Origin of the sequence: uncultured Aliiroseovarius sp. (genome assembly GCF_947497285.1) — a bacterium.
Lineage (GTDB): Bacteria > Pseudomonadota > Alphaproteobacteria > Rhodobacterales > Rhodobacteraceae > Aliiroseovarius.
In genome coordinates this window covers 1-21,086 of record NZ_CANMFT010000008.1, presented here as the reverse complement: position 1 = coordinate 21,086, position 21,086 = coordinate 1, and the positions used below count along the sequence as shown (strand labels likewise).

Annotated in this window: 22 protein-coding genes; 16 read left to right on the top strand and 6 right to left on the bottom strand. The window is 59.0% G+C overall.

The genetic code is table 11. From position 1 onward, the window contains the following. Window positions 1-99: 99 nt before the first annotated feature. The 12 genes from frr to lpxB all read left to right on the top strand — a co-directional run bounded on the left by frr (window position 100) and on the right by lpxB (window position 11,970). On the top strand, window positions 100-666 hold the full coding sequence (gene frr, locus Q0864_RS13755; protein ID WP_298570906.1) for a ribosome recycling factor: 567 nt from the start codon (window positions 100-102) through the stop codon (window positions 664-666). Window positions 667-716: 50 nt separating this feature from the next. Then, the gene (locus tag Q0864_RS13750) at window positions 717-1,478 is read left to right on the top strand and encodes an isoprenyl transferase (RefSeq protein ID WP_298571206.1); all 762 of its coding nucleotides are present in this window, start codon (window positions 717-719) and stop codon (window positions 1,476-1,478) included. Between the two features lie 99 nt (window positions 1,479-1,577). After that, window positions 1,578-2,393: a phosphatidate cytidylyltransferase gene (locus tag Q0864_RS13745; protein WP_298570905.1), complete on the top strand. Its 816-nt coding sequence runs from the start codon at window positions 1,578-1,580 to the stop codon at window positions 2,391-2,393. Between the two features lie 10 nt (window positions 2,394-2,403). Then, entirely contained in the window at window positions 2,404-3,615 is a 1,212-nt protein-coding gene (dxr, locus tag Q0864_RS13740; protein WP_298570904.1) for a 1-deoxy-D-xylulose-5-phosphate reductoisomerase, read from the top strand. A 33-nt stretch (window positions 3,616-3,648) separates the two neighbouring features. Then, a complete protein-coding gene (gene rseP, locus Q0864_RS13735; protein WP_298570903.1) occupies window positions 3,649-4,989 on the top strand; it encodes an RIP metalloprotease RseP in 1,341 nt (446 codons plus the stop codon). 129 nt (window positions 4,990-5,118) lie between these two features. Next, window positions 5,119-5,250, top strand: a complete 132-nt coding sequence (locus Q0864_RS13730; RefSeq protein WP_298570902.1) for a hypothetical protein — start codon at window positions 5,119-5,121, stop codon at window positions 5,248-5,250. Between the two features lie 282 nt (window positions 5,251-5,532). Continuing rightward, the gene (gene bamA, locus Q0864_RS13725; protein ID WP_298570900.1) at window positions 5,533-7,887 is read left to right on the top strand and encodes an outer membrane protein assembly factor BamA; all 2,355 of its coding nucleotides are present in this window, start codon (window positions 5,533-5,535) and stop codon (window positions 7,885-7,887) included. Next, window positions 7,841-8,608, top strand: a complete 768-nt coding sequence (locus Q0864_RS13720; RefSeq protein ID WP_298570898.1) for an OmpH family outer membrane protein — start codon at window positions 7,841-7,843, stop codon at window positions 8,606-8,608. Before bamA ends, Q0864_RS13720 begins: the two co-directional genes overlap by 47 nt. Window positions 8,609-8,695: 87 nt before the next feature. Next, window positions 8,696-9,160 carry a 3-hydroxyacyl-ACP dehydratase FabZ gene (gene fabZ / locus Q0864_RS13715; protein WP_298570897.1) on the top strand — a complete coding sequence of 155 codons (465 nt, stop codon included), beginning with the start codon at window positions 8,696-8,698 and terminating at the stop codon, window positions 9,158-9,160. 3 nt (window positions 9,161-9,163) lie between these two features. Further along, a complete protein-coding gene (lpxA, locus tag Q0864_RS13710; protein WP_298570895.1) occupies window positions 9,164-9,973 on the top strand; it encodes an acyl-ACP--UDP-N-acetylglucosamine O-acyltransferase in 810 nt (269 codons plus the stop codon). 9 nt (window positions 9,974-9,982) lie between these two features. Then, on the top strand, window positions 9,983-10,798 hold the full coding sequence (lpxI, locus tag Q0864_RS13705; RefSeq protein WP_298570893.1) for a UDP-2,3-diacylglucosamine diphosphatase LpxI: 816 nt from the start codon (window positions 9,983-9,985) through the stop codon (window positions 10,796-10,798). Then, entirely contained in the window at window positions 10,795-11,970 is a 1,176-nt protein-coding gene (lpxB, locus tag Q0864_RS13700; RefSeq protein ID WP_298570892.1) for a lipid-A-disaccharide synthase, read from the top strand. The genes lpxI and lpxB overlap by 4 nt, the downstream gene beginning before the upstream one ends. Before the next feature lie 25 nt (window positions 11,971-11,995). Here lpxB and Q0864_RS13695 read toward each other — a convergent pair whose 3' ends face one another. Both Q0864_RS13695 and mnmA read right to left on the bottom strand, forming a co-directional pair. Beyond that, window positions 11,996-12,484 carry a DUF2059 domain-containing protein gene (locus Q0864_RS13695; protein WP_298570890.1) on the bottom strand — a complete coding sequence of 163 codons (489 nt, stop codon included), beginning with the start codon at window positions 12,482-12,484 and terminating at the stop codon, window positions 11,996-11,998. 95 nt (window positions 12,485-12,579) lie between these two features. After that, the gene (gene mnmA / locus Q0864_RS13690) at window positions 12,580-13,755 is read right to left on the bottom strand and encodes a tRNA 2-thiouridine(34) synthase MnmA (protein ID WP_298570888.1); all 1,176 of its coding nucleotides are present in this window, start codon (window positions 13,753-13,755) and stop codon (window positions 12,580-12,582) included. 125 nt (window positions 13,756-13,880) lie between these two features. On the opposite strand from mnmA, the gene Q0864_RS13685 reads away from it, so the two are divergent. Together Q0864_RS13685 and ctrA are read left to right on the top strand one after the other, a co-directional pair. Next, entirely contained in the window at window positions 13,881-14,159 is a 279-nt protein-coding gene (locus tag Q0864_RS13685; protein WP_298570886.1) for a DUF1153 domain-containing protein, read from the top strand. Between the two features lie 98 nt (window positions 14,160-14,257). After that, on the top strand, window positions 14,258-14,971 hold the full coding sequence (ctrA, locus tag Q0864_RS13680) for a response regulator transcription factor CtrA (RefSeq protein ID WP_298570884.1): 714 nt from the start codon (window positions 14,258-14,260) through the stop codon (window positions 14,969-14,971). 30 nt (window positions 14,972-15,001) lie between these two features. On the opposite strand, the gene Q0864_RS13675 is transcribed toward ctrA, so the two are convergent. Continuing rightward, window positions 15,002-15,910, bottom strand: coding sequence for a pseudouridine-5'-phosphate glycosidase (locus Q0864_RS13675; protein WP_298570882.1), 909 nt, complete (start codon window positions 15,908-15,910; stop codon window positions 15,002-15,004). Further along, window positions 15,907-16,803 (bottom strand): PfkB family carbohydrate kinase, encoded by an 897-nt coding sequence (locus tag Q0864_RS13670; RefSeq protein ID WP_298570881.1) that lies wholly within the window; start codon window positions 16,801-16,803, stop codon window positions 15,907-15,909. Before Q0864_RS13670 ends, Q0864_RS13675 begins: the two co-directional genes overlap by 4 nt. Window positions 16,804-17,109: 306 nt before the next feature. On the opposite strand from Q0864_RS13670, the gene rpsB reads away from it, so the two are divergent. Both rpsB and tsf read left to right on the top strand, forming a co-directional pair. After that, complete coding sequence (gene rpsB / locus Q0864_RS13665) at window positions 17,110-17,892, top strand: 30S ribosomal protein S2 (RefSeq protein ID WP_298570880.1); 783 nt, start codon at window positions 17,110-17,112, stop codon at window positions 17,890-17,892. A 116-nt stretch (window positions 17,893-18,008) separates the two neighbouring features. After that, window positions 18,009-18,884: a translation elongation factor Ts gene (gene tsf / locus Q0864_RS13660; protein ID WP_298570878.1), complete on the top strand. Its 876-nt coding sequence runs from the start codon at window positions 18,009-18,011 to the stop codon at window positions 18,882-18,884. A gap of 482 nt (window positions 18,885-19,366) precedes the next feature. Here the strand turns inward: tsf and Q0864_RS13655 are convergent, their stop codons facing one another. Both Q0864_RS13655 and aroQ read right to left on the bottom strand, forming a co-directional pair. Beyond that, the gene (locus tag Q0864_RS13655; RefSeq protein WP_298570876.1) at window positions 19,367-20,119 is read right to left on the bottom strand and encodes a LuxR family transcriptional regulator; all 753 of its coding nucleotides are present in this window, start codon (window positions 20,117-20,119) and stop codon (window positions 19,367-19,369) included. Beyond that, window positions 20,120-20,569 carry a type II 3-dehydroquinate dehydratase gene (gene aroQ / locus Q0864_RS13650; protein WP_298570874.1) on the bottom strand — a complete coding sequence of 150 codons (450 nt, stop codon included), beginning with the start codon at window positions 20,567-20,569 and terminating at the stop codon, window positions 20,120-20,122. Between the last annotated feature and the right edge of the window lie 517 nt (window positions 20,570-21,086).

The following is a 21,086-nucleotide window of genomic DNA, read 5'->3' as shown; positions in this document are numbered from 1 at the left end:
CCGGCGCTGGACCTATACAATAGGTGTGCAGTGGCGTTATACCGGGCGCAATGCGCTCGGATGACAAGAGCTTGAGAATAAGACGAAGGGATGCCTGCGATGGCTGACGAAGAATTTGAACTGGATATGACCGATCTTGAACGCCGCATGGATGGCGCCTTGGGATCTTTGCGGACCGAATTTGCCTCTTTGCGCACGGGTCGGGCCTCTGCCTCGATGCTTGAACCGATCATGGTCGAAGCGTACGGCAGTCGAACACCCCTGAACCAGATCGGCACGGTCAACGTGCCTGAGCCGCGCATGGTCACGGTGAATATCTGGGACAAAGGGCTGGTTGGGGTTGCCGAGAAAGCGATCCGTGAAAGCGGTCTGGGCATCAATCCCCAACTGAACGGCACCATTATCATGCTGCCGATCCCGGAATTGAACGAAGAACGCCGCCGCGAACTGAGCCGCGTCGCCGCGCAATACGCTGAACACGCCCGCGTGTCGGTGCGCAATGTGCGCCGTGACGGCATGGAACAGCTTAAAAAGGCTAAAAATGACGGAATGAGTGAAGATGACCACAAATTCTGGCATGATGAAGTTCAGGCTCTGACAGACCAATTTGTCGGAAAAGTGGACAAGGCCCTTGAGGTCAAGCAAGAAGAGATCATGCAGGTGTAACCCTTCGGGGGATCAGCGTGGCGTATGGACGGGAATTGGGCAAGGCGATGATGGGCAGCAAAGCCTCAGATGCACAGGCGAAGGCGTTGAAAACGCCGGACCATGTTGCCATCATCATGGATGGCAACGGGCGTTGGGCGCAGCGCCGTGGAAAGCCGCGGCTGTTTGGCCACCATGCCGGAGCCAAACGGGTGCGCGAAATCGTCGAGGCGTGCCCAGACCTTGGCGTGAAATATATCACGATCTTTGCCTTCTCGACCGAAAACTGGAAACGCACTCAATCGGAAGTCGCGGGTCTGATGAGCCTGTTTCGCCGTTACATCCACAAAGAAGCGCGCGCCTTGTTCAACGAAGGCGTTCGGGTGCGTTTTATTGGGGATCGTGACCGATTGGACAAAAAGCTGATCGCGCTGATGCACGAGCTTGAGACGCTGACCCAAGGCAACGACCGGGTGCATCTAACGATCGCGCTGAACTACGGGGGGCGTGACGAAGTTGCACGGGCCACCCAGCGTATGGCACGCGATGTGGCCGCCGGTCAGCTTGACCCGGAAGATGTGGATGAACAAACGCTGGCAAGCTATTTGGATACATGCGTTTTGCCTGATCCTGACCTTGTCATCCGCACCAGCGGCGAAGCCCGGATTTCCAACTTTCTGCTGTGGCAGTCCGCCTATGCGGAATACGAGTTTATCGACACGCTCTGGCCCGATTTCTCGTCGGATATTTTTGCCGAGATCGTCGATCGTTTTTCCGGGCGTGAACGTCGGTTCGGCGCGGTTGGATCAATCGCGGAAACCGCTGCAGAATAACACCCAGTTCAGAATTGGCCGAGGCAGTTGCCTTGCGTAACGTGCAGAAGCTGCACACAACTGCTTGAGAGCATCGCGCCTGAATGCCATAACCCCCACATGACGCAAACCGACACCTCCTCTAAATGGGCCGATTTGGCACCGCGTGTGCTGTCCGCTGTTGGTATGGCAGCGATTGCCATCATCGCTGTTGCCTTGGGGGGACCCGTTTTTCTGGCTGTCCTCGCGGTGGTGATCGGGCTTTGCATGTGGGAGTTTTCCCGCCTGATCCATGCCGAAGCCCGCGCGCTTCATGTGGTGTTGGGAGTGATTGCCGGGGTCAGCGTCATCTATTGCGGCATCACCCTTGATAGCCCGGACCCGGTCGCGCTGTTCTCATTGCCAAGAATTGCTGTGCTGCTGGGCGCGCCCCTCGTCGGGGCAGCGTTACTGCCGCGCCATCGGGTGTTGTTTTTCTTCTATGCCGCTCTGATCATGTTGGCCGGGCTTGGGTTTGTGGCAATGGGCACCAGCCAGATTTTGGTTTGGTTTATTTTGATCATCATCATCTCGGACGTGTCGGGCTACTTTGCCGGTCGTCTTCTGGGTGGCCCAAAGTTCTGGCCGCGCGTCAGTCCCAAGAAAACCTGGTCCGGCACCATTGCCGGTTGGATCGGCGCGCTTGGTCTGGGCGTGATTGGAGCCGCTCTGGGCGCCTTCACCCCGGTCGAAGCCCTGGCTTTGCCGCTGGTCGCCTTTGCCGGCCAGATGGGGGACATCGTGCAAAGCGCGATCAAGCGCAAGATGGGGGTCAAGGACAGCTCGAACCTGATCCCCGGTCATGGCGGCGTGCTGGATCGGTTTGACGCCATGATCGGCGCGTCCGGCGCCATGATCCTTCTGATTACAATCGCCTCGCTCAGCGTTGCGGGCTAGGGCAGGGCGTATGGCACAGGACGACAGCACGCCAAACTCGCGGCCAAACACGGCGCGGCGCGTTTCGATCTTTGGCGCGACCGGGTCTATCGGGCAATCCACCATCGACCTGATCGGGCGCGATCCCGACCGCTATGAGGTCGTGGCGCTGACGGGGGGGCACAATATCGCGTGCCTTGCCCAGGACGCAATCCGCTTGAACGCAGAGGTCGCGGTCACAGCGCATGAAGAACACCTTCCGGCCCTGCGCGACGCCTTGGCCGGCACCGGTATAACCGCAGCCGCTGGCGAAGCTGCGATAGAAGAGGCCGCGACCCGCCCCTGTGACTGGGTGATGTCCGCAATCGTAGGGGCCGCGGGGCTTTTGCCCGGCTTGCGCGCGCTTGAAGCGCGGGCCACACTGGCGTTGGCCAACAAGGAAAGCCTTGTCACGGCGGGGCCGTTGATCTTGGCCACGGCCCACGCGCACCATGCGCGCATCTTGCCGGTGGACAGCGAACATTCGGCGGTGTTTCAGGGGCTTGCCGGCGAAGATATCAGCGCGGTCGAACGGGTCATCATCACCGCATCGGGCGGAGCGTTTCGTGATTGGCCGATGGAAAAGCTGGCCGGGGCCACCCTTGCCCAAGCCAGCGCGCATCCCAATTGGGACATGGGGCAACGGATCACGATCGACAGCGCCTCGATGTTCAATAAGGCGCTGGAAGTCATCGAAACCAAAGAGTTTTTTGAGGTGTCTCCTGAGCAGATCGAAGTGTTGATCCACCCTCAAAGCCTCGTCCATGCCCTGGTCGGGTTTCGCGATGGGGCGTTGATGGCGCATCTGGGGGCACCCGATATGCGCCATGCCATCGGCTATGCGCTGCACTGGCCTGATCGCCGTGCACTGCCCGTGGAGCGTCTGGATCTGGCCCGTGTCGCCACGCTTGACTTTGCCACGCCGGACGAGCAGCGCTATCCAGCCCTGCGCCTTGCGCGCGAGGTTATGGCTGCAGGTGGCCTGACCGGGGCGATCTTCAACGCCGCCAAGGAAATCGCTCTGGACAGTTTCATCGCCGGACGCATCGGGTTCATGGACATGGCGGGCGTGGTCGAAGACACGCTTTGCCGTCTTGACGGGGATGTGAGCTTGGCCCATGGGGGCATGACCCTTGATAATGTGCGCGCGGCCGACCAAATGGGTCGCACAACCGCCACCCAAATCGTCACACAGCGGCCCTGAGCAGCCAAAACCAAGAACGCAGGAGAAAACTCCATGGAATTGACCGGGCTGCTTCCCGACTTCGGCAACCTTGCCTTCACGATCCTCGCCTTTCTGGCGGCGCTGACGGTGATTGTCGCAGTGCATGAATACGGCCACTACATCGTGGGGCGCTGGTCCGGGATCAAGGCGGATGTCTTCTCGATCGGGATGGGGCCGGTGCTTGGGTCGCGAATGGACAAACATGGCACCCGCTGGCAGATCGCTGCTTTTCCAATTGGCGGCTATGTGAAATTCCACGGCGACGCCAATGTTGCCTCGGGCAGCGCCGACGAAGATGCCATGGCGCGGATGAGCGACGAAGAGCGGCGCCACACCATGCATGGTGCGCCCTTGTGGGCGCGGGCGGCGACGGTTGCAGCCGGGCCTGTTTTCAATTTCATCCTGTCTGTCATCATCTTCACGGGCTTGATCCTGTCCACGGGCGTCGCCCGCGATCCGCTGTCGGTCGCTGCGGTGCAGGACGTTCCGGGGATGGAGCAGGGGCTGAAACCCGGTGACGAAATTCTGTCCATCGCGGGCATCGAGACGCCTCCGCTTGCAGAGTTTCAGACCATCGTGGACAAGCTGCCCGACACTGCGCGTGTCGCCTATCAGGTGCGCCGCGACGGCGCGGTCATTGACCTGACCGCAACCCATCCGTTCCCCCCCTTGGTCGGGTCGGTCAGTCCGAAATCAGCGGCGATTGAAGCGGGTTTGAAGCCCGGCGACTTCATCGCCACCGTTGACGATGTGCCGGTGGCAACCTTTGAAGGCTTGCGTGAAATCGTCGTGGATGGCGATGGCGCTGCGCTGACGCTGGGTCTTTTGCGCGATGGCACCCCCACGCAGGTGACGCTGACGCCGCGCCGCCAAGACATCCCGTCGGCCGAAGGCGGGTTCGAAACCCGCTGGCTGATCGGCATCACCTCGGGCATGGTGTTTGACCCGGCAACCCGCACGCCGGGCCTGTGGGAAAGCGTCACAGCCAGCGTCGATCGGGTGATCTATATCATCCGCGCCAGCTTGTCGGGCCTTTGGCACATGATCACGGGGGCGATTTCCAGTTGCAACCTGTCCGGCCCGATCGGCATCGCCCAGGTGTCGGGGCAGGCGGCGTCCATGGGGGCGACAAGCTTCATCAGCTTTATCGCGATGTTGTCCACGGCCATCGGTCTGTTGAACCTGTTTCCGATCCCCGTGCTGGACGGGGGACATCTTGTGTTTCACGCGTGGGAAGCCGTCACTGGCAAGCCGCCCTCGGACAAGGTGCTGAATGTGCTGCTGGCGATTGGTCTGACGCTCGTTCTTGCGCTGATGATGTTTGGTCTGACCAACGACTTGTTCTGTCCATAGACAACAGCCACGGGCTCTTATGCCACAATTTTGCCTTAATTCCGAAATTCTGATGCCCCAATTGGCGGCCAAGATGATCGAAATCGACACGCGATCCGGTCCAGTGACCAGACAAGGCAAGAGGCGAATATGGAACGTTTTGGATATAAAACCCGCGGTTTGACGCTTCTGTTCGATCTCAATTACGATCGCGTGATGTTTGCAGGTGCCATCGCGGCCGCCTTGTGGTTCAGCGTCATTCTTGGCGGGATGATGCACTAAAGGCCACGCTGCCGCCCGGCACCGACACGATCAAGCCCATCGCTGAAATGGATCCTCGCTGCAGTGCCACTGCGGGCGGGGTTTTTTCATTCTGGACGCCCCGCTTTGTCCCCGTCCGCCATGCAGCCTAATGATGCCGTCATGCTGGGCAGAAGGCATTGCGCGCGCCGGATGGTGTGACCCATGCACAGCGGCCTCGAAAACTCTGCTTTCGCGCTTTGACAAGAACGTCCCAACCGCTTATCCACATTGGAACTGGGGTGTCTGAGGAAAGTAAATACGATGGCATTTGTCGAGGGGTTGAGCAGCAACCGTTTTGATTTCGTGAAACAAGGCACCAAGGCACTGGCAACCACCAGCGGTCTTGCGATTTTCCTTGCAATTTCAGCGGTTACGGTTGTGGCCCCGAAGCCCGCCACAGCGCAGGCCTATTCCTTCTCTCGGGTCGAGATCGAGGGAACGCAGCGGATCGAGGCTGCGACCATCCTGTCCTATCTGGGAATCGCCCAGGGTGAGGTGGTGTCGGCAGCAGCGCTGAACGATGGCTATCAACGTCTCGTCGGCTCGGGCTTGTTTGAAGATGTGCAGATCCTGCCGCGCGGCAACGTGTTGGTGGTGAAAGTGCGTGAATACCCGACGATCAACGTTGTCTCGGTTGAAGGCAACCGCAAGATCAAGGACGACGTGTTTACGCCATTGCTGAAATCACAACCGCGCCGGGTCTATAATCCTGCGACGGCCGAGCTGGACGTTGAAACCATCACCGAGCTTTACCAGGCGCAGGGCCGTTTGGCCGCGCAGGTGACGCCGAAAATCATCCGCCGGGCGAACAACCGTGTCGATCTGGTGTTCGAAGTCGTCGAGGGCAAGAACGTCGAGGTCGAGCGCCTGTCTTTCGTCGGCAACCGCATCTATTCCGACAGCCGTTTGCGGCGTGTTCTTGAGACCAAGCAGGCGGGCATTCTGCGCGCCCTGATCCGCGCGGACACGTATACGCCCGACCGGATCGAATTCGATAAGCAAGTTCTGCGCGACTTCTACCTGTCGCGCGGCTATGTCGATTTTAAGACCACCGGCGTGACGAGCGAGTTTTCGCGCGAACGCGATGCGTTCTTCATCACCTTCACGGTGCAGGAAGGCCAGCAGTATCGCTTTGGCAACATCACCACCAGCTCAGAGATCGCCGAGGTTAACGCCGACGAGTTCGACGCGGTGCAAAACTTGCGTTCGGGTGCTGTCTACAGCCCCTCGCTGCTCGAAAATGCCACCGCGCGGATGGAACGTCTGGCCATCCGCAAGGGGCTGGATTTCGTGCGGGTCGAGCCGCGCGTGACCCGCAATGATCGCGATCTGACGCTGGATGTGGATCTGGTGCTGACCCGCGGCCCGCGTATCATTGTCGAACGCATCGACATCGAAGGTAACGCCACCACGCTTGACCGTGTGGTGCGCAACCAGTTTCGGATCGTCGAAGGTGACCCTTTCAACCCGCGCGAAATCCGCGAGGCGGCTGAACGGGTGCGCGCGCTTGGCTATTTTTCCAACTCCAACGTCGAAGCCCGAGAGGGGTCCGCCCCCGATCAGGTGGTCATTGATGTGGATGTGGAAGAGGGGCCCACAGGGTCGCTTAGCTTTGGTGGCGTCTACAGTCTTGAAAACGGATTTGGCCTGAACCTGTCCTTCTCCGAACGTAACTTCCTTGGGCGCGGTCAGTTTCTCAGCGCAAGCTTCCAGAACACCGAAGATTCCACCAGTTTCTCGTTCAAGTTTGCCGAACCGAATTTCCTTGGTCGCGATCTGGAGCTCGGGTTCGAGGCGTATTACCGCGAAACCGCTTTTGCCTCGGCACTATACAACACCAAGGCCATTGCTTTCCGCCCATCGCTGACCTTCCCGATCAGTGAATATTCGCGCCTTGGCGTGCGGGTGTTTGCCGATGGGGCCGAGATCACGGATGTTGGTGTCGATAGCTCTGTCGTGTTGCAAAACGAAGCCGCGCGGGGCCGTCAGATCGGTGGCGGGGTTGGGTTTACCTTTAGCTATGACACCCGTCGCACCGGACTTGATCCGAACCGCGGGTATTACTTCCAGCTTGACGGTGATATCGGCGGCGTTGGCTCGGATTACCAATACGCCCGCGCGACCGCGTTGGCACAGGCACAGACCAAGGTCTGGAACGATCAGGTCACGCTGTTGGCGACGGTCGAGGGCGGTGTGCTGGGGTCGTTGAACGGTGGTGTGTCACGGGTGACGGACCGGTTCCGCATGGGGCCGTCGAAACTACGCGGCTTTGCAACCAACGGTTTGGGGCCGCGCGATTTGACGGCGGTCAATCAGGATACGCTGGGCGGCAATATGTATGCCGTGGCCCGGCTTGAGGCGCAGTTCCCGTTGGGTCTGCCCGAAGAATATGGCATTACCGGTGGTCTGTTCGTGGATGCTGGGTCGCTTTGGGGATTGGATGACACTTTGGGTGGCGCAATTGACGACAAGGCCTATTTGCGGTCCTCGATCGGTGCGTCGCTCTTCTGGGATACCCCTATCGGCCCGTTGCGGTTTAACTACTCGCGCGTGCTGGCCAAGGAAGCCTATGACGAAGAAAACAACTTCGAACTCACGATTTCTGCCCAGTTCTGATCGGGCTTGGATGGGTGGGCCGCAGCTGATGCGCCGATTGCATCGCCAAGTGGTGCATGCGCTGCGCATCGGGTGTGTGACGCTTTGCACGTTGTCAGTGACCAGTGCTGGCGCGCATGCGCAAGAGCTGGGGCGCGCGGTGTCGCAGATTGTGACGATTGATCGTCAAAGCCTGTTTTCAGACACGCAGTATGGACGACGGGTCGTTCAAACGGTCGAAGTGGAACGGCAACGCTTGGCCACCGAGACGCGCAAGGTCGAGGCGGCTTTGCTGCAAGAAGAGCGCGACCTGACCGCCAAGCGCGCCGAAATGACCCCCGAGGCTTTCCGGGCGCTGGCGAAGGCATTTGACGAGAAAGTGCAGGCGCTCAGGGCCGAAGGCACCACCCGCGAACAGGACTTTGTCAGCACATTGGAACGCCAACAGGTCGAGTTTTTTGAGCAGGTTGGCCCCATTCTTGGTCAGCTTGTGCGGGAACTGGGCGCTGTGGTGATCCTTGACCGTCGCGCCATTCTTCTGACAACGCAAAACATCGACATTACCAAACTGGCAGTGCAACGCATTGACGAGGTTTTGGGCGATGGCGCAGATCGCGAAGCGGATACCAACTCTGGCGACGACAATGCGGTGGAGGGCGACACAGACGCGCCGACGCCTGAAGGTCTTGCCCCAACCGCGCCCGCCGATGGTGACCTGCCCGCGCCTTTGCCCGACAACTGATTGCGATTGTTTCGGTTTGACCGGACTGCTAGTCAGGTTGGAACGAAAGGCCCGACAAGGGTCAAAGACGGAAAAGGACGTGAAAACATGGTCGATGTGCCCAGCACTGCAGATATTCAACTGATCCAGCAATGTATCCCGCACCGCTATCCGTTCCTGCTGGTTGATCGGGTCGAGGACATTCGCGAAAAAGAATTCGCGCGCGGTATCAAGATGGTGACCATGAACGAACCTCATTTTCAGGGTCACTTTCCTGGTCTGCCGATCATGCCCGGTGTCACCATCATCGAGGCAATGGCGCAAACCTCGGCGGTTATGGTGTCCTTGTCACTGGATCTGGTCGGGTCGGGTGCGGTCGTCTATTTCATGGGCATCGACAGTGCCAAGTTCCGGCGCAAAGTCGTGCCGGGCGACGTGTTGGAGTTGGAAATCACCACATTGCGCGGCGGGGCCAAGGTCTGGAAATTTGACGGCCTTGCCAAGGTCGGTGACGAGATCGCCTGTCAGGCCACCTTCATGGCCATGATCGACGTAACCGGCGGAAAGGGCTGACCAATGACAGCCAACGGGAGTGTTGATCCCACGGCGTCGGTCCATGCCAGCGCCATCGTCGAAGCAGGCGCCATCATCGGCGCGGGTTGCGAGATCGGACCGTTTTGCTGCATCGGCGCGCGGGTCAAGTTGGGGCAGGGCGTGGTCCTGAAATCCCATGTGATCGTGACTGGCGATACCGAAATTGGCGACGACACGGTTGTGTTCCCGTTCTCGGTGATCGGAGAGATCCCGCAGGATCTGAAATTCGCCGGTGAAGACACGCGGCTTGTGATCGGCAAACGCAACCGTATTCGCGAACATGTCACCATGAACACCGGCACCGCCGGGGGCGGCTTTGTCACCCGGATTGGCGATGACGGGTTGTTCATGGCTGGCTGTCACGTCGCCCATGACGCCCAGATCGGCAGCAACGTGATCTTGGTGAACAACGTGGCCGTCGCGGGCCATGTGGTGATCGAAGACGATGTGATCGTCGGCGGTTTGTCGGGCTTGCACCAATGGGTGCGCATCGGCCGTGGTGCGATCATCGGTGCCCTGTCGATGGTCACGGCAGATGTCTTGCCCCACGCCCTTGTGCAAGGTCCGCGAGGCGAGCTGGACGGGTTGAACCTTGTCGGGCTGAAGCGGCGTGGCGTCAACCGCGCCGACATCACGGCCTTACGTGCTGCGTTTCTCATGCTCAAACAGGGCGAAGGTTCGTTTCAGGAACGCGCCGCCCGGCTCACCGAGGATACCGACAGCCCTTATGTCCGCGAGATGGTGGCCTTCATTACCGGCGACAGCGATCGCGGGTTTCTGACCCCGAAATAAGGGGGGGGCATGACAGATCGCCTTGCCATCATCGCCGGAACCGGGGACTTGCCGCATCAAATCGCGGCCGCCAACCCGGACGCCTTGTTCGTCACCATAAAGGGGGTCGAGGTCGCTGCGCCCGACGCGGTTGAACTGGCCGAAGCCAGCTATGAAAAGCTGGGGGCGCTGTTCAAGACCATGCGCGCAGGTGACGTCACGCGGGTGGTGTTTGCCGGCAAGGTTGACCGACCCAAGTTGAACCCGCTGCGGATGGACCGCGTGACGCTTGGCCTTTTCCCTCGGGTGAAAGCCGTTTTGGGAAAAGGCGACGATGCGCTGCTGAGGCTTGTGGCCGAAGTATTTGAAGAGCAGGGGTTCGAAGTGGTCTCGGCCACCGACGTGACCGATGGCCTGACCATCGAGGCCACGACCATTGGACGCCAACCTGATGCGCAGGATTGTGCGGACCGCGATCGCGCTTGGTCCATCCTTGATGCGCTGGCGGGGGAAGACGTGGCGCAGGGTGTTGTGGTCGCTGGCGGGCAATGTCTGGGCATTGAAACCATTCAGGGCACAGACGCGCTATTGCGCTTTGTGGCCGCCACGCCTGCGCATCTGAAGCAAGGCGCGCGCGGGGTGTTCGTCAAGCGCCCCAAGCCCGGACAGGATGCGCGCATGGACATCCCCACAATCGGACCGGACACCGTGCGCGCGGTGGCCGAAGCCGGCCTTGGCGGGATCGCGGTGCCTGCGACGGGCATCATCGTTCTGGACCGCCCCGAGGTCGAACGCCTTGTTGCCGCGCATGACCTGTTTTTCGACATCCTCGAGGACACCTCATGAAGGTCTTTTTGATCGCGGGCGAGCCGTCGGGCGACAAGCTGGGGGCTGCGCTGATGGAGGGCCTGTCCTCGTTGCGCGACGATATAGAATTCATCGGCGTTGGCGGTGCGGCGATGCAGGCGAAGGGCTTGACCTCGCTGTTTCCCATGTCCGACCTTTCGGTGATGGGCATCGCCGAAGTGGCGCCGAAATACTTCCACCTCAAACGCCGCATTCGTGAAACCGCGAAGGCTGTGATCGACGCCGACCCTGATGTTCTGGTGACCATCGACAGCCCGGATTTCTGCCTGCGTGTGGCGAAGATCGTCAAACAAGACGAGGTCGAGGGCCAGACTTTCGGACATGATATACCGGTGGTCCACTACGTCGCGCCCTCCGTCTGGGCGTGGCGACCAAAGCGGGCCGACAAGATGGCGCAATGGGTCGATCATGTGCTGGCGCTGTTGCCGTTCGAGCCGCCTCTGATGACCGCTGCTGGCATGGGCTGCGATTTCGTTGGCCATCCCGTCGTGGCTGAACCGGTCGCCACCGACGCCGAGGCGCAAGCGTTTCGTGAACAGCACCAGATTGGCGCGGCACCCTTGGTTCTGGCGCTGCCCGGATCGCGTCAGGGCGAAATTGCGCGACTAGCGCCTCGCTTCGGCGAGACGCTGGCGCGGGTGCAACGCGAACATCCCGACCTGCGCGTTGCGTTGCCCGTCGCCCAAGGGGTCGAGGATCAGGTGCGCGCGCAAACGGCCACATGGTCCAGCCCCCCGATTTTGATCCCCGCTGACCAGCCCGATCAGAAACGCGCAGCTTTTCGGGCCGCCGATGTCGCGTTGGCGGCGTCCGGCACCGTCTCGTTGGAGCTTGCTGCCGCGGGCACTCCGATGGTGATCGCCTATGACATGAACTGGCTCAGCCGGTTGATGATTGGCTGGCTGTTGCAAATCGACACGGTGACCCTGGTCAACCTTGTGTCTGAGACACGCGCGGTGCCGGAATTTCTTGGCAAGGCCTGCCAACCCGCCCGGATTGCCCCAGCGGTTCTGGCAATGCTTGCAGACCCAACCGCCCAGCACGCGGCAATGCAGGTGACGATGGCGCGTTTGGGGCAGGGCAGTGAGGCACCGGGATTGCGCGCGGCGCGCGCGGTGCTGGACGTTGTGGCGCGCTCAAAAGCAGACTGAGCGTGCCAAACTGGACGGGCGGGCGTTATTGCGCCGCGCTGCCTTCGCTCAGGATTGCCTGAACCTTCGGGATGATCTCGGGCATTTTCTCCTGCACCATCTGCAGCACCATAGGCGTCTGTCGCTGGGTCACCTGTGGCAGCTTGGTCATCGCGGCACGGCCAAGATCGCTGGCATAGAAATCTCGTATGGCTTTGATTTCATCGAAGGTGAACAGCTCTGCCATGACCGCGGCCTGATTGCGCATGATTTCATACATCGGACCGGTCATTTCCTCCTGATACAGCTGGTCGATTTTCGCGATCTGACCCTCATCCAGTGGAATGCCCTTTGCCGTGACATCTGCAACAATTGGCTGCCACATGGTCTTGACCATCGCCTGCATGTCGATGTCTTCAAGCGTGGCGTCGATATACCCGGTGGCCAGCGCGAGGCGCTGTTCATAGGTTTCTTCGGCCAGGGCTGGCGCGCCGAGAACAGCGACAGCGGCAAAGGCGGCAAGGGTTTTACGCATGAGTTTTACCTTTCAGAGTTCGGTTCTTGCGAATACTCGGTTCGTTTTGCGTCTGCCGCCACTGCATTGGTCAAGTCCAGGCGCGAAATTCAGGCCTATGAGGACTGGCCGCGCCAGATCCAACCGCCACCGAACACGCGCGGGCCTTCAAGGTCATAGAACACGCAGGCCTGCCCCGGGCTGACGCCTTCTTCGGCGGTCAACAACTCGACCTCGGCTTCGGTTTCAGAAGTCGGCCTGACAATCGCTTCGCGGGCGGGTCGGGTTGACCTGATCTTCACGCCAAGATGCCATTCCTTGCGTGCGGTGAAGGGCTCATCCCCCAACCAGTTGATCTCGCGAACAGGCACGGTGCGGGTGGCCAGAAGCTCTTTCGGACCGACGACCACCTGTTTGGCGTCCACGTCCAGTTTGACCACGTAAAGCGGTTCGCTAAGTCCGCCAATGCCCAGCCCGCGGCGCTGTCCGATCGTGTAGTGAATGACGCCGTCATGGCGGCCCAACACGCGGCCATCCGCATCGACGATGTCACCGGGTTCGGCAGCCCCGGGGCGCAGTTTTTCAATCACGCTGGCATAATTTCCGTCCGGCACGAAGCAGATGTCCTGACTGTCGGGCTTGTCGGCGACCTCCAACCCGTATTTACGAGCCAAAGCACGGGTTTCATCCTTGGTTTTCAGGTGACCCAATGGAAAGCGCAAATACGCCAACTGCTCTGGTGTGGTTGAAAACAGAAAGTAGCTTTGATCGCGCGTTGGGTCAGCGGCGCTGTGAAGCTCTGGCCCGGCGGTCCCGTCGGCACGCTGAATATAATGCCCGGTCGCCATGCAATCCGCCCCAAGGTCGCGCGCGGTTTCCAGCAGGTCTTTGAATTTCACCCGCTCGTTGCAGCGGATACAGGGCACCGGGGTTGCGCCGCCCAGATAGCTGTCGGCAAACTCCTCGATCACCGCGTCCTGAAAGATATTTTCGTAATCCAGAACGTAATGGGGAAATCCCATGCTTTCAGCAACATGGCGCGCGTCATGAATGTCGATCCCCGCGCAGCACGCGCCTTTTTTGGCCAGGGCCGCACCGTGGTCGTAGAGCTGTAGCGTGACCCCGATCACGTCATAGCCTTCTTCGGCGAGCATCGCCGCCACCACCGAGCTGTCGACACCGCCCGACATGGCCACGACCACACGGGTGTCCGCAGGGGATTTGGCAAAGCCCAACGAATTCAGCACAGCCGCGTCTTTAGTCTTTGTCGTGGTGCCTGCGGTCGCAGTCATGACCAAATCCTTTCCAGAAGAGACACGGAATATAGGAAAATTCGAATGAACAACAAGGGGTAGCTTCACCTCTCCTTAAGTGAATGGCGACAAAGTTGGCGCATACGTTGAAGTGAGGGCCAAACATGTATTTGAAGAAAGTCGAAGGACCAAGGGCAGTCACCCTGCCGGATGGATCAATCATGACGCGTGCTGATCTGCCGCCAAATGACACGCGCCGCTGGGTGGCCAGCCGTAAGGCAGCTGTTGTCAAAGCGGTGCGTTCCGGGTTGATCACGCAAAAGGATGCAGAGCAGATGTATGCCCTGTCTACCGAAGAGCTGGATGAATGGATGCGGGCTGTTTCTGAACACGGCGAGGCCGCGTTGAAGGCCACATCGCTGCAAAGGTATAGACAACCCTAGATTGTTTTCGCTAAAAGTTCTTTGTGGGTAACCGGTGATTAACCATTTCACGTGATGCTGCTTGCAATCGTTAGGAATTTTTAGCGGAGAACCCGAATATGCGTATCCTTTTGGTGGAAGACGATCCAACCACATCCCGCAGCATCGAATTGATGCTGACCCATGCGAACCTTAACGTCTATGCCACCGATCTGGGCGAAGAGGGTATCGATCTGGCTAAGCTCTATGACTATGATCTGATCCTGCTCGACCTGAATTTGCCTGATATGAACGGGCACGAGGTGTTGCGACAGCTCCGGCTGGCGCGTGTCGAAACACCAATCCTGATCCTGTCCGGTGCCGATGACACCGAAAACAAGATCAAGGGGTTCGGGTTTGGGGCTGACGATTATATGACCAAGCCGTTTCACCGCGAGGAATTGATCGCCCGCATCCATGCCATTATTCGCCGCTCCAAGGGACACAGCCAATCGGTGATCAAGACCGGTCATATTTCGGTCAACCTTGACGCGAAAACCGTTGATGTGGATGGGCGTACGGTTCACCTGACCGGGAAGGAATACCAGATGCTCGAGCTACTGTCCTTGCGCAAGGGCACGACCTTGACCAAAGAGATGTTCTTGAACCACCTCTATGGTGGCATGGATGAACCTGAGTTGAAAATCATCGACGTGTTCATCTGCAAATTACGCAAAAAGCTGTCCACGGCGACTGGTGGCGACAATCACATCGAAACCGTCTGGGGTCGCGGCTATGTTCTGCGCGATCCGGAACCGGCCGAATTGGATGCCCAGATCGCGATGGGGGCTTAGGCTGTCAGGCCAGTCTGCGCCTGGCGATCCTCAAGCTGAAAACTCGCTGGCAATGCGCGCTGCAAGGCGCGCATTGTTTTTAACCAGAGCGATATTCGCGACCAGCGAGGCACCATCGGTCGCATGATAAATGCGATCAAGCAGATAGGGCGTGACGGATTTTGCGGCGATGCCGTCCGCTGTTGCGGCGGCCAGTGCCTCTTCTATCACCGGGTTTATCACAGAGGACGGAATCTCGTCCGCTTCTGGGATCGGATTGGCGACCAGTTGGCCGCCCTCAAGCCCCATTTCGCCCCGCAGCACCATCGCCTGCGCGATATCGGACGGGCTATCCATCGACAGGGGCGCTGGAAGACCGGAGCTGCGCGACCAGAACGCTGGGAAATCAGCCTGTCCAAATGCGATCACCGGTACGCCCAACGTTTCTAGCACTTCAAGCGTTTTTGGCAGGTCCAGAATGGCTTTCGCACCTGCGCCAACCACGGTGACTGGGGTCTTAGCAAGCTCTTGCAGGTCAGCGGAGATGTCGAAGCTGGTGTCCGCCCCGCGATGCACGCCGCCGATCCCGCCGGTGGCAAAGACGTGGATGCCAGCCAGATGCGCCGCGATCATCGTGGCGGCGACCGTGGTTGCCCCCGTGCCGCCGGTCGCCATACACGCTGCCAAATCGGCGCGCGACAGTTTGGCGACGTCTTTCGCTTGCCCCAATGTGTCAAGCTCGTCGTCTGTCAGACCAATGTGCAAACGGCCATCGAGCACTGCGATGGTCGCCGGGACAGCCCCATTTTCACGGATCACCGTCTCTACCTCGCGCGCGGTTTCCACATTCTGCGGCCAAGGCATTCCGTGGGTGATGATCGTGCTTTCCAGCGCGACAATGGGAAGGCCGCGGGCGCGCGCGTCGGAAACTTCGGGCGAGAAATGCATGGCTATGGTCATGTGTCGTCTTCTCCGGATACATAATGGGCTGCGGTTTTCTGGGCGTGCGCCAAGGCGTCAACCCGGCTTTTGCCGGCCGTTTCAGCGGCAATATGGGCGGCCATGAATGTATCGCCTGCGCCGGTAATGCGTCGCACGCGCACGGCCGGGCAGGGGGTTTGGATAATCCCATCCTGCCTGCTGCCATCTGCGGCGAAGCTGCCGCCATCCGTGACCAACACCCGGTTGGCACCTGCAGCAAGCAGCCCCTCGGCGGCGGCAAGCGCGTTGTCAAATGTTTTGCCCGCCAGATACCCGGCCTCTTCCCGGTTCAGATAGAGCGTGGCGCCGGGATGCAACATCAGCGGCAAAAGGCGCCGCGCCTTGCCGGGGCTGGCCGGGGCGACGCGCAAATCCGCCGCCGCAAAGCTGGGCCGTTTGGCAATATCGGTCAGCAGCGGCGCCGTCAGATTGCCATCAAGCGCGATCATACCCGCGAATGGCGCGTCGGGCGAACCCAACGTGCCATCCTCCAACGGGGTCAGGATCGCATCGCCAGCAGCTTCCAGCGAATGCGCATCAGCCAGGGCGGACACAAGTCCCTGTGGTCCTTCGATGGCCATATAGATATCCGTCGGCAGACCAGAAGGGCGATAAACGTATGACGTGATAATCCCACGTGCACCGCATTCGGCCATCAGCTCTTCACCTTCGGCGTCACGCCCGATGGCGGTCAAAATCGCGGGGCGAAGGTTGAACCGCTGCACCGTTTTGGCGATGTTCATCGCGACACCGCCGGGCAGGCGGGTGATGCGGCCGGGCTCGTCCGAGCCGATGTTCATCGGCTGTTTCGTGCGCCCGATCACGTCCCACAGGACGGACCCGATGCAAAGAATATCGTGCTTCATGTTCATATCCCTGTTCTGCCGAGGATTACGAAGCGACACAAGAGTGGATGCGTCTTGCAATCCGCACGACCCAGCGCGCCAGCAAAATATGGGCAAATCCTTGTTTTTTGGGCTTGTCAGGGCGGGGGCGGGCGTCTATACGCGCCCAATCAATCCACAGGCGGGGTTGGGCCGATGGGGGAGACATTCCCAAAGGTCCGCCGGTTGAGCCGGGGAATGACCACGAAAGGGTAGTTGTGAAAACGACGTCTTTTCAAGGACATGAACCGCTCGTATGGCCCCGTCAAGGTAGAAACCGGAAAGGAAAAGAACATGGCGCTGCCTGATTTTTCACTGCGTCAGCTTTTGGAAGCTGGCGTTCACTTTGGTCACCAGACCCAACGTTGGAACCCCCGCATGGGCCCGTTCATCTATGGTGAACGTAACGGGATTCACATCCTTGACCTGACGCAAACCATGCCGATGCTCGACGCCGCCCTGAACGCGGTGCGCGAAACGGTTGCCAAGGGCGGTCGTGTGCTGTTCGTCGGCACCAAGCGTCAAGCTGCGGGTGCCATCGCTGAAGCCGCCGAGAAATCGGCCCAGTATTACATGAACCACCGCTGGCTGGGTGGCACGCTGACCAACTGGCAGACCGTGTCCAAGTCGATCCAACGCCTGAAAGAATTTGACGAGAAACTTGCGAATGGCGCCGAAGGCCTGACCAAGAAAGAGCGTCTGGGCATGGAACGTGAGCAGGCAAAACTGCAAGCGTCGCTGGGCGGTATTCGTGAAATGGGCGGCGTTCCCGATCTTCTGTTCGTCATTGACGTGAAGAAAGAAAGCCTGGCCATCGCGGAAGCCAACAAGCTGGGGATCCCGGTTGTGGCCATCGTCGACACCAACTGCCCGCCGGAAGGCGTTGACTATATCATCCCGGGCAATGATGACGCGGCACGCGCAATCGCCTTGTATTGCGATCTGGCTTCGCGCGCGGCGCTGGACGGTATGTCGGCACAGTTGGGCGCTGCTGGCGTTGATCTGGGCGCGATGGAAGAAGCACCGGCGGAAGAGGCTGTTGCCGAAGTCGCCGAAGAAGCTGCGCCGGCCGAATAAGGACCGCGCAATTGCGGGGCAGGGCGACCTGCCTCGCGCTTTTGTCACAGAATTGATACCGGGGCGGCGCATCTTCTCCGCGCCCGAAATGCCCCGAGACACCAAGGAGCTCAGATATGGCAATCACTGCTGCACTCGTCAAAGAACTGCGCGAATCCACAGGCGTTGGCATGATGGACGCGAAAAAGGCATTGGTCGAAACCGATGGCGATATGGAAGCCGCCGTCGACTGGCTGCGCACCAAAGGTCTGGCGAAAGCCGCCAAGAAAGCTGGCCGCACGGCTGCAGAGGGTCTTGTGGCCGTCGCAGTTTCGGGTGGAAAGGGCGTCGCGGTTGAGGTGAACTCCGAAACCGACTTCGTTGCCAAGAACAGCGAATTCCAGGAAATGGTTTCGTCGATCGCTTCGGCTGCATTGACCGTGTCGGATGTTGACGCGCTGAACGCGGCCGATCTGGGTGGCAAATCTGTCGCCGATACGATCACCAACAAAATCGCCACCATCGGCGAAAACATGTCGCTGCGCCGCATGGCCTCGGTCGAAGGTGAAACGGTTGTGACCTATGTACACAACGCTGCCGCCGACGGTATGGGTAAAATCGGTGTGCTGGTTGCAATGACGGGTGGTTCGGAAGACTTCGGTCGTCAGGTTGCGATGCACATCGCAGCTGCCAACCCGCAAGCTTTGAACGAAGCCGAGCTGGACGCCTCTGTCGTTGAGAAAGAGCGCACCATCCTGACCGAGCAAGCCCGCGAAAGCGGCAAGCCTGAAAACATCATCGAGAACATGATCAAAGGCCGCATGAAGAAATTCTTGGCCGAAGTGACACTGCTGGGCCAGGACTTCGTGATCAATCCCGATCTGACGGTTGAAGCTGCCGCCAAAGAGGCTGGGGCTGAAATCACCGGCTATGTTCGCATGGAAGTCGGCGAAGGCATCGAAAAAGAAGAATCGGACTTCGCAGCCGAGGTCGCGGCCGCCGTTCAGGGCTAAGTCGCAGTTTCTTTTTTGAAGAGAGTATCAAGGGGGTCGATTTTTCGGCCCCCTTTTCTTTGTCCGGACGAAGGCGGGGCAGGGGCATTCGATTTGGTCGCCCGCAGCGTTCGAGATGAAAACCAACAACGGCGCCGACAGGGAGGTCGGCGCCGTTGAGACCCACACGGGACACTGTGTGGTTCAGGAGGATTCCAGAAGCCGGAAAGACGCTGACACCGCGGGGATCAATACTCCCTTAGTGTCAGCACCCGGTTTCCCGGAAGAATGAAGCGTCACCTGAAATCACAGAACGTCCACCCCTTCAAGTTCCAACGGCTATAAAGCCACCACTCACGGAACAGGTTTAGTGTGCACAATTTCTCGTGATGGGGGAAGTCAGGGATTCCCTACCTTAGCGTAAACACTTCGTGACTTTTTGTCGCAAAATGGACAACAGTAATGCTGTTCACAGCGGATAACCTACCCGTTTGTGAATACCATCAACTTTCTGGTGTGTGAATCTGGTTAAAGTAGGAAATCTTCAGAACTGCCTGCGCCGTGGTTTCAACGCCCAGTTTGTCACGTGCAATCCGAAGGTGTTTTTCGATCGTTGCGGGCGTTACACCCAGGATTGTCGCGATGTCCTGATTGGTTTTCCCGTCACCAACCCACTCCAACACCTCGCGCTGACGGGCCGACAGTTTCGCACGGTCCGTTTGTTGCGGCAGTGAAATGATCTTAAGATGCGCGACATTGTTCATGGCTTCGATCATCGACCCATGTTCGGCCCAGATGTCATCAACTTTGGACTGCGACAGTCCGGGCTTGGCCGTCAGAGCAATCACACCACGCGCGCGTTTCGAGGTTTCCGAAAACGAGATTGTGTAGCCCGCGACGACGCCCATGTCGCGATTGATCTGGATCACTTGCTGGCCCAGATTTCCGAACCGTTCGATGTTTTCGCGGATCCACGACCAGCTGCAGGCGCCGGTATTCTGTGCCGCCCATTCGATCATCGGAGAATGGCGATAGAACTCTTCATCCTTGTAGATCTTCATGTATTCGGGAGCGTGCGAGAACAGGATCAACGAATCCTCGCGCGGGCCCAGTGACTTGGGTGTCATGTAATGCGTGAAGCCATAGATCAGCCGATCGAACCCAAATTCCAGCATGGCACGACAATGGATGTCCCATACACAATCAACCGTGCGGCAGCCACAAACCTCGTTCAGGTAGTCAAGCAATCGAGTCATTCAGCGCGCCTTGTCTTGGCTGAGGTGCAAGTGAAGCGCGTCGATTGCCAGTTTATAGCTTGTGGCGCCGAACCCGCTGATCTGTCCGATGGCGACTTTCGCCAGATAGGAGTTGTGGCGAAACGCTTCGCGGGCATGAATGTTGGACAGGTGAACTTCGACGGTTGGCACCTCGGATGATGCTACCGCATCCATGATCGCCACAGAAGTATGGGTAAACGCACCGGCGTTCATGACGATCCCGTCATGCGTGCCGCGCGCGGCGTGGATCTGGTCAATCAGAGCACCTTCGTGATTGCTTTGAAAGCAAACACAGTCGCTGCCAAGCGTCGCAGCGTGCTCGCGGCACAGGGTGTCGATCTCGTCCAAGGTGGTGCGACCATAAACGTCTGGTTGGCGCAGCCCCAACATGTTGAGGTTTGGACCATTTAGAACGAGCAACGATGACATTAGCGATTTCCTTTTCCCCAAGACATACTTTCCTGCAAATGGCGCAATTGTCGAGAGGGAACCCATAACCTGACATGAACTATTCTTTGGTGTAGGTCAGAGAGGCAACAGCTCGACGAGAGGAATTGCTTTGAAACGCTGTAGGAGTGCGGGTGTTCAAAACCAGCGCGAAATGAAATCAGAGGGCTTAGCGAGATTAATACGTTTTGCCATAAGGTTGAGCCGCATTCTTAATCTAAAATCGTTGTCTCGTGTATCTAAATGTTACATAATACTGATTATGCGTTAAATGGCGTGGTTTGAAGGATAGGTAAAAGACCCTCAAAAAAGAGACTCCTGTTTCGAGACTCGATCTGCAGAGACCTTCTCGCGCACTGCCCCTTCAGCAAGGATGCGCAGGTTTAGCGCTGTTGAGGATACGCTGTTTGAACTGATTGAAGGTATGCGTCCGGTGTGGTCGCGCTATGAACTTCTGGCCATCACCTTCAAGATAATTTCGCCTAGCAAAGCTGCTTCG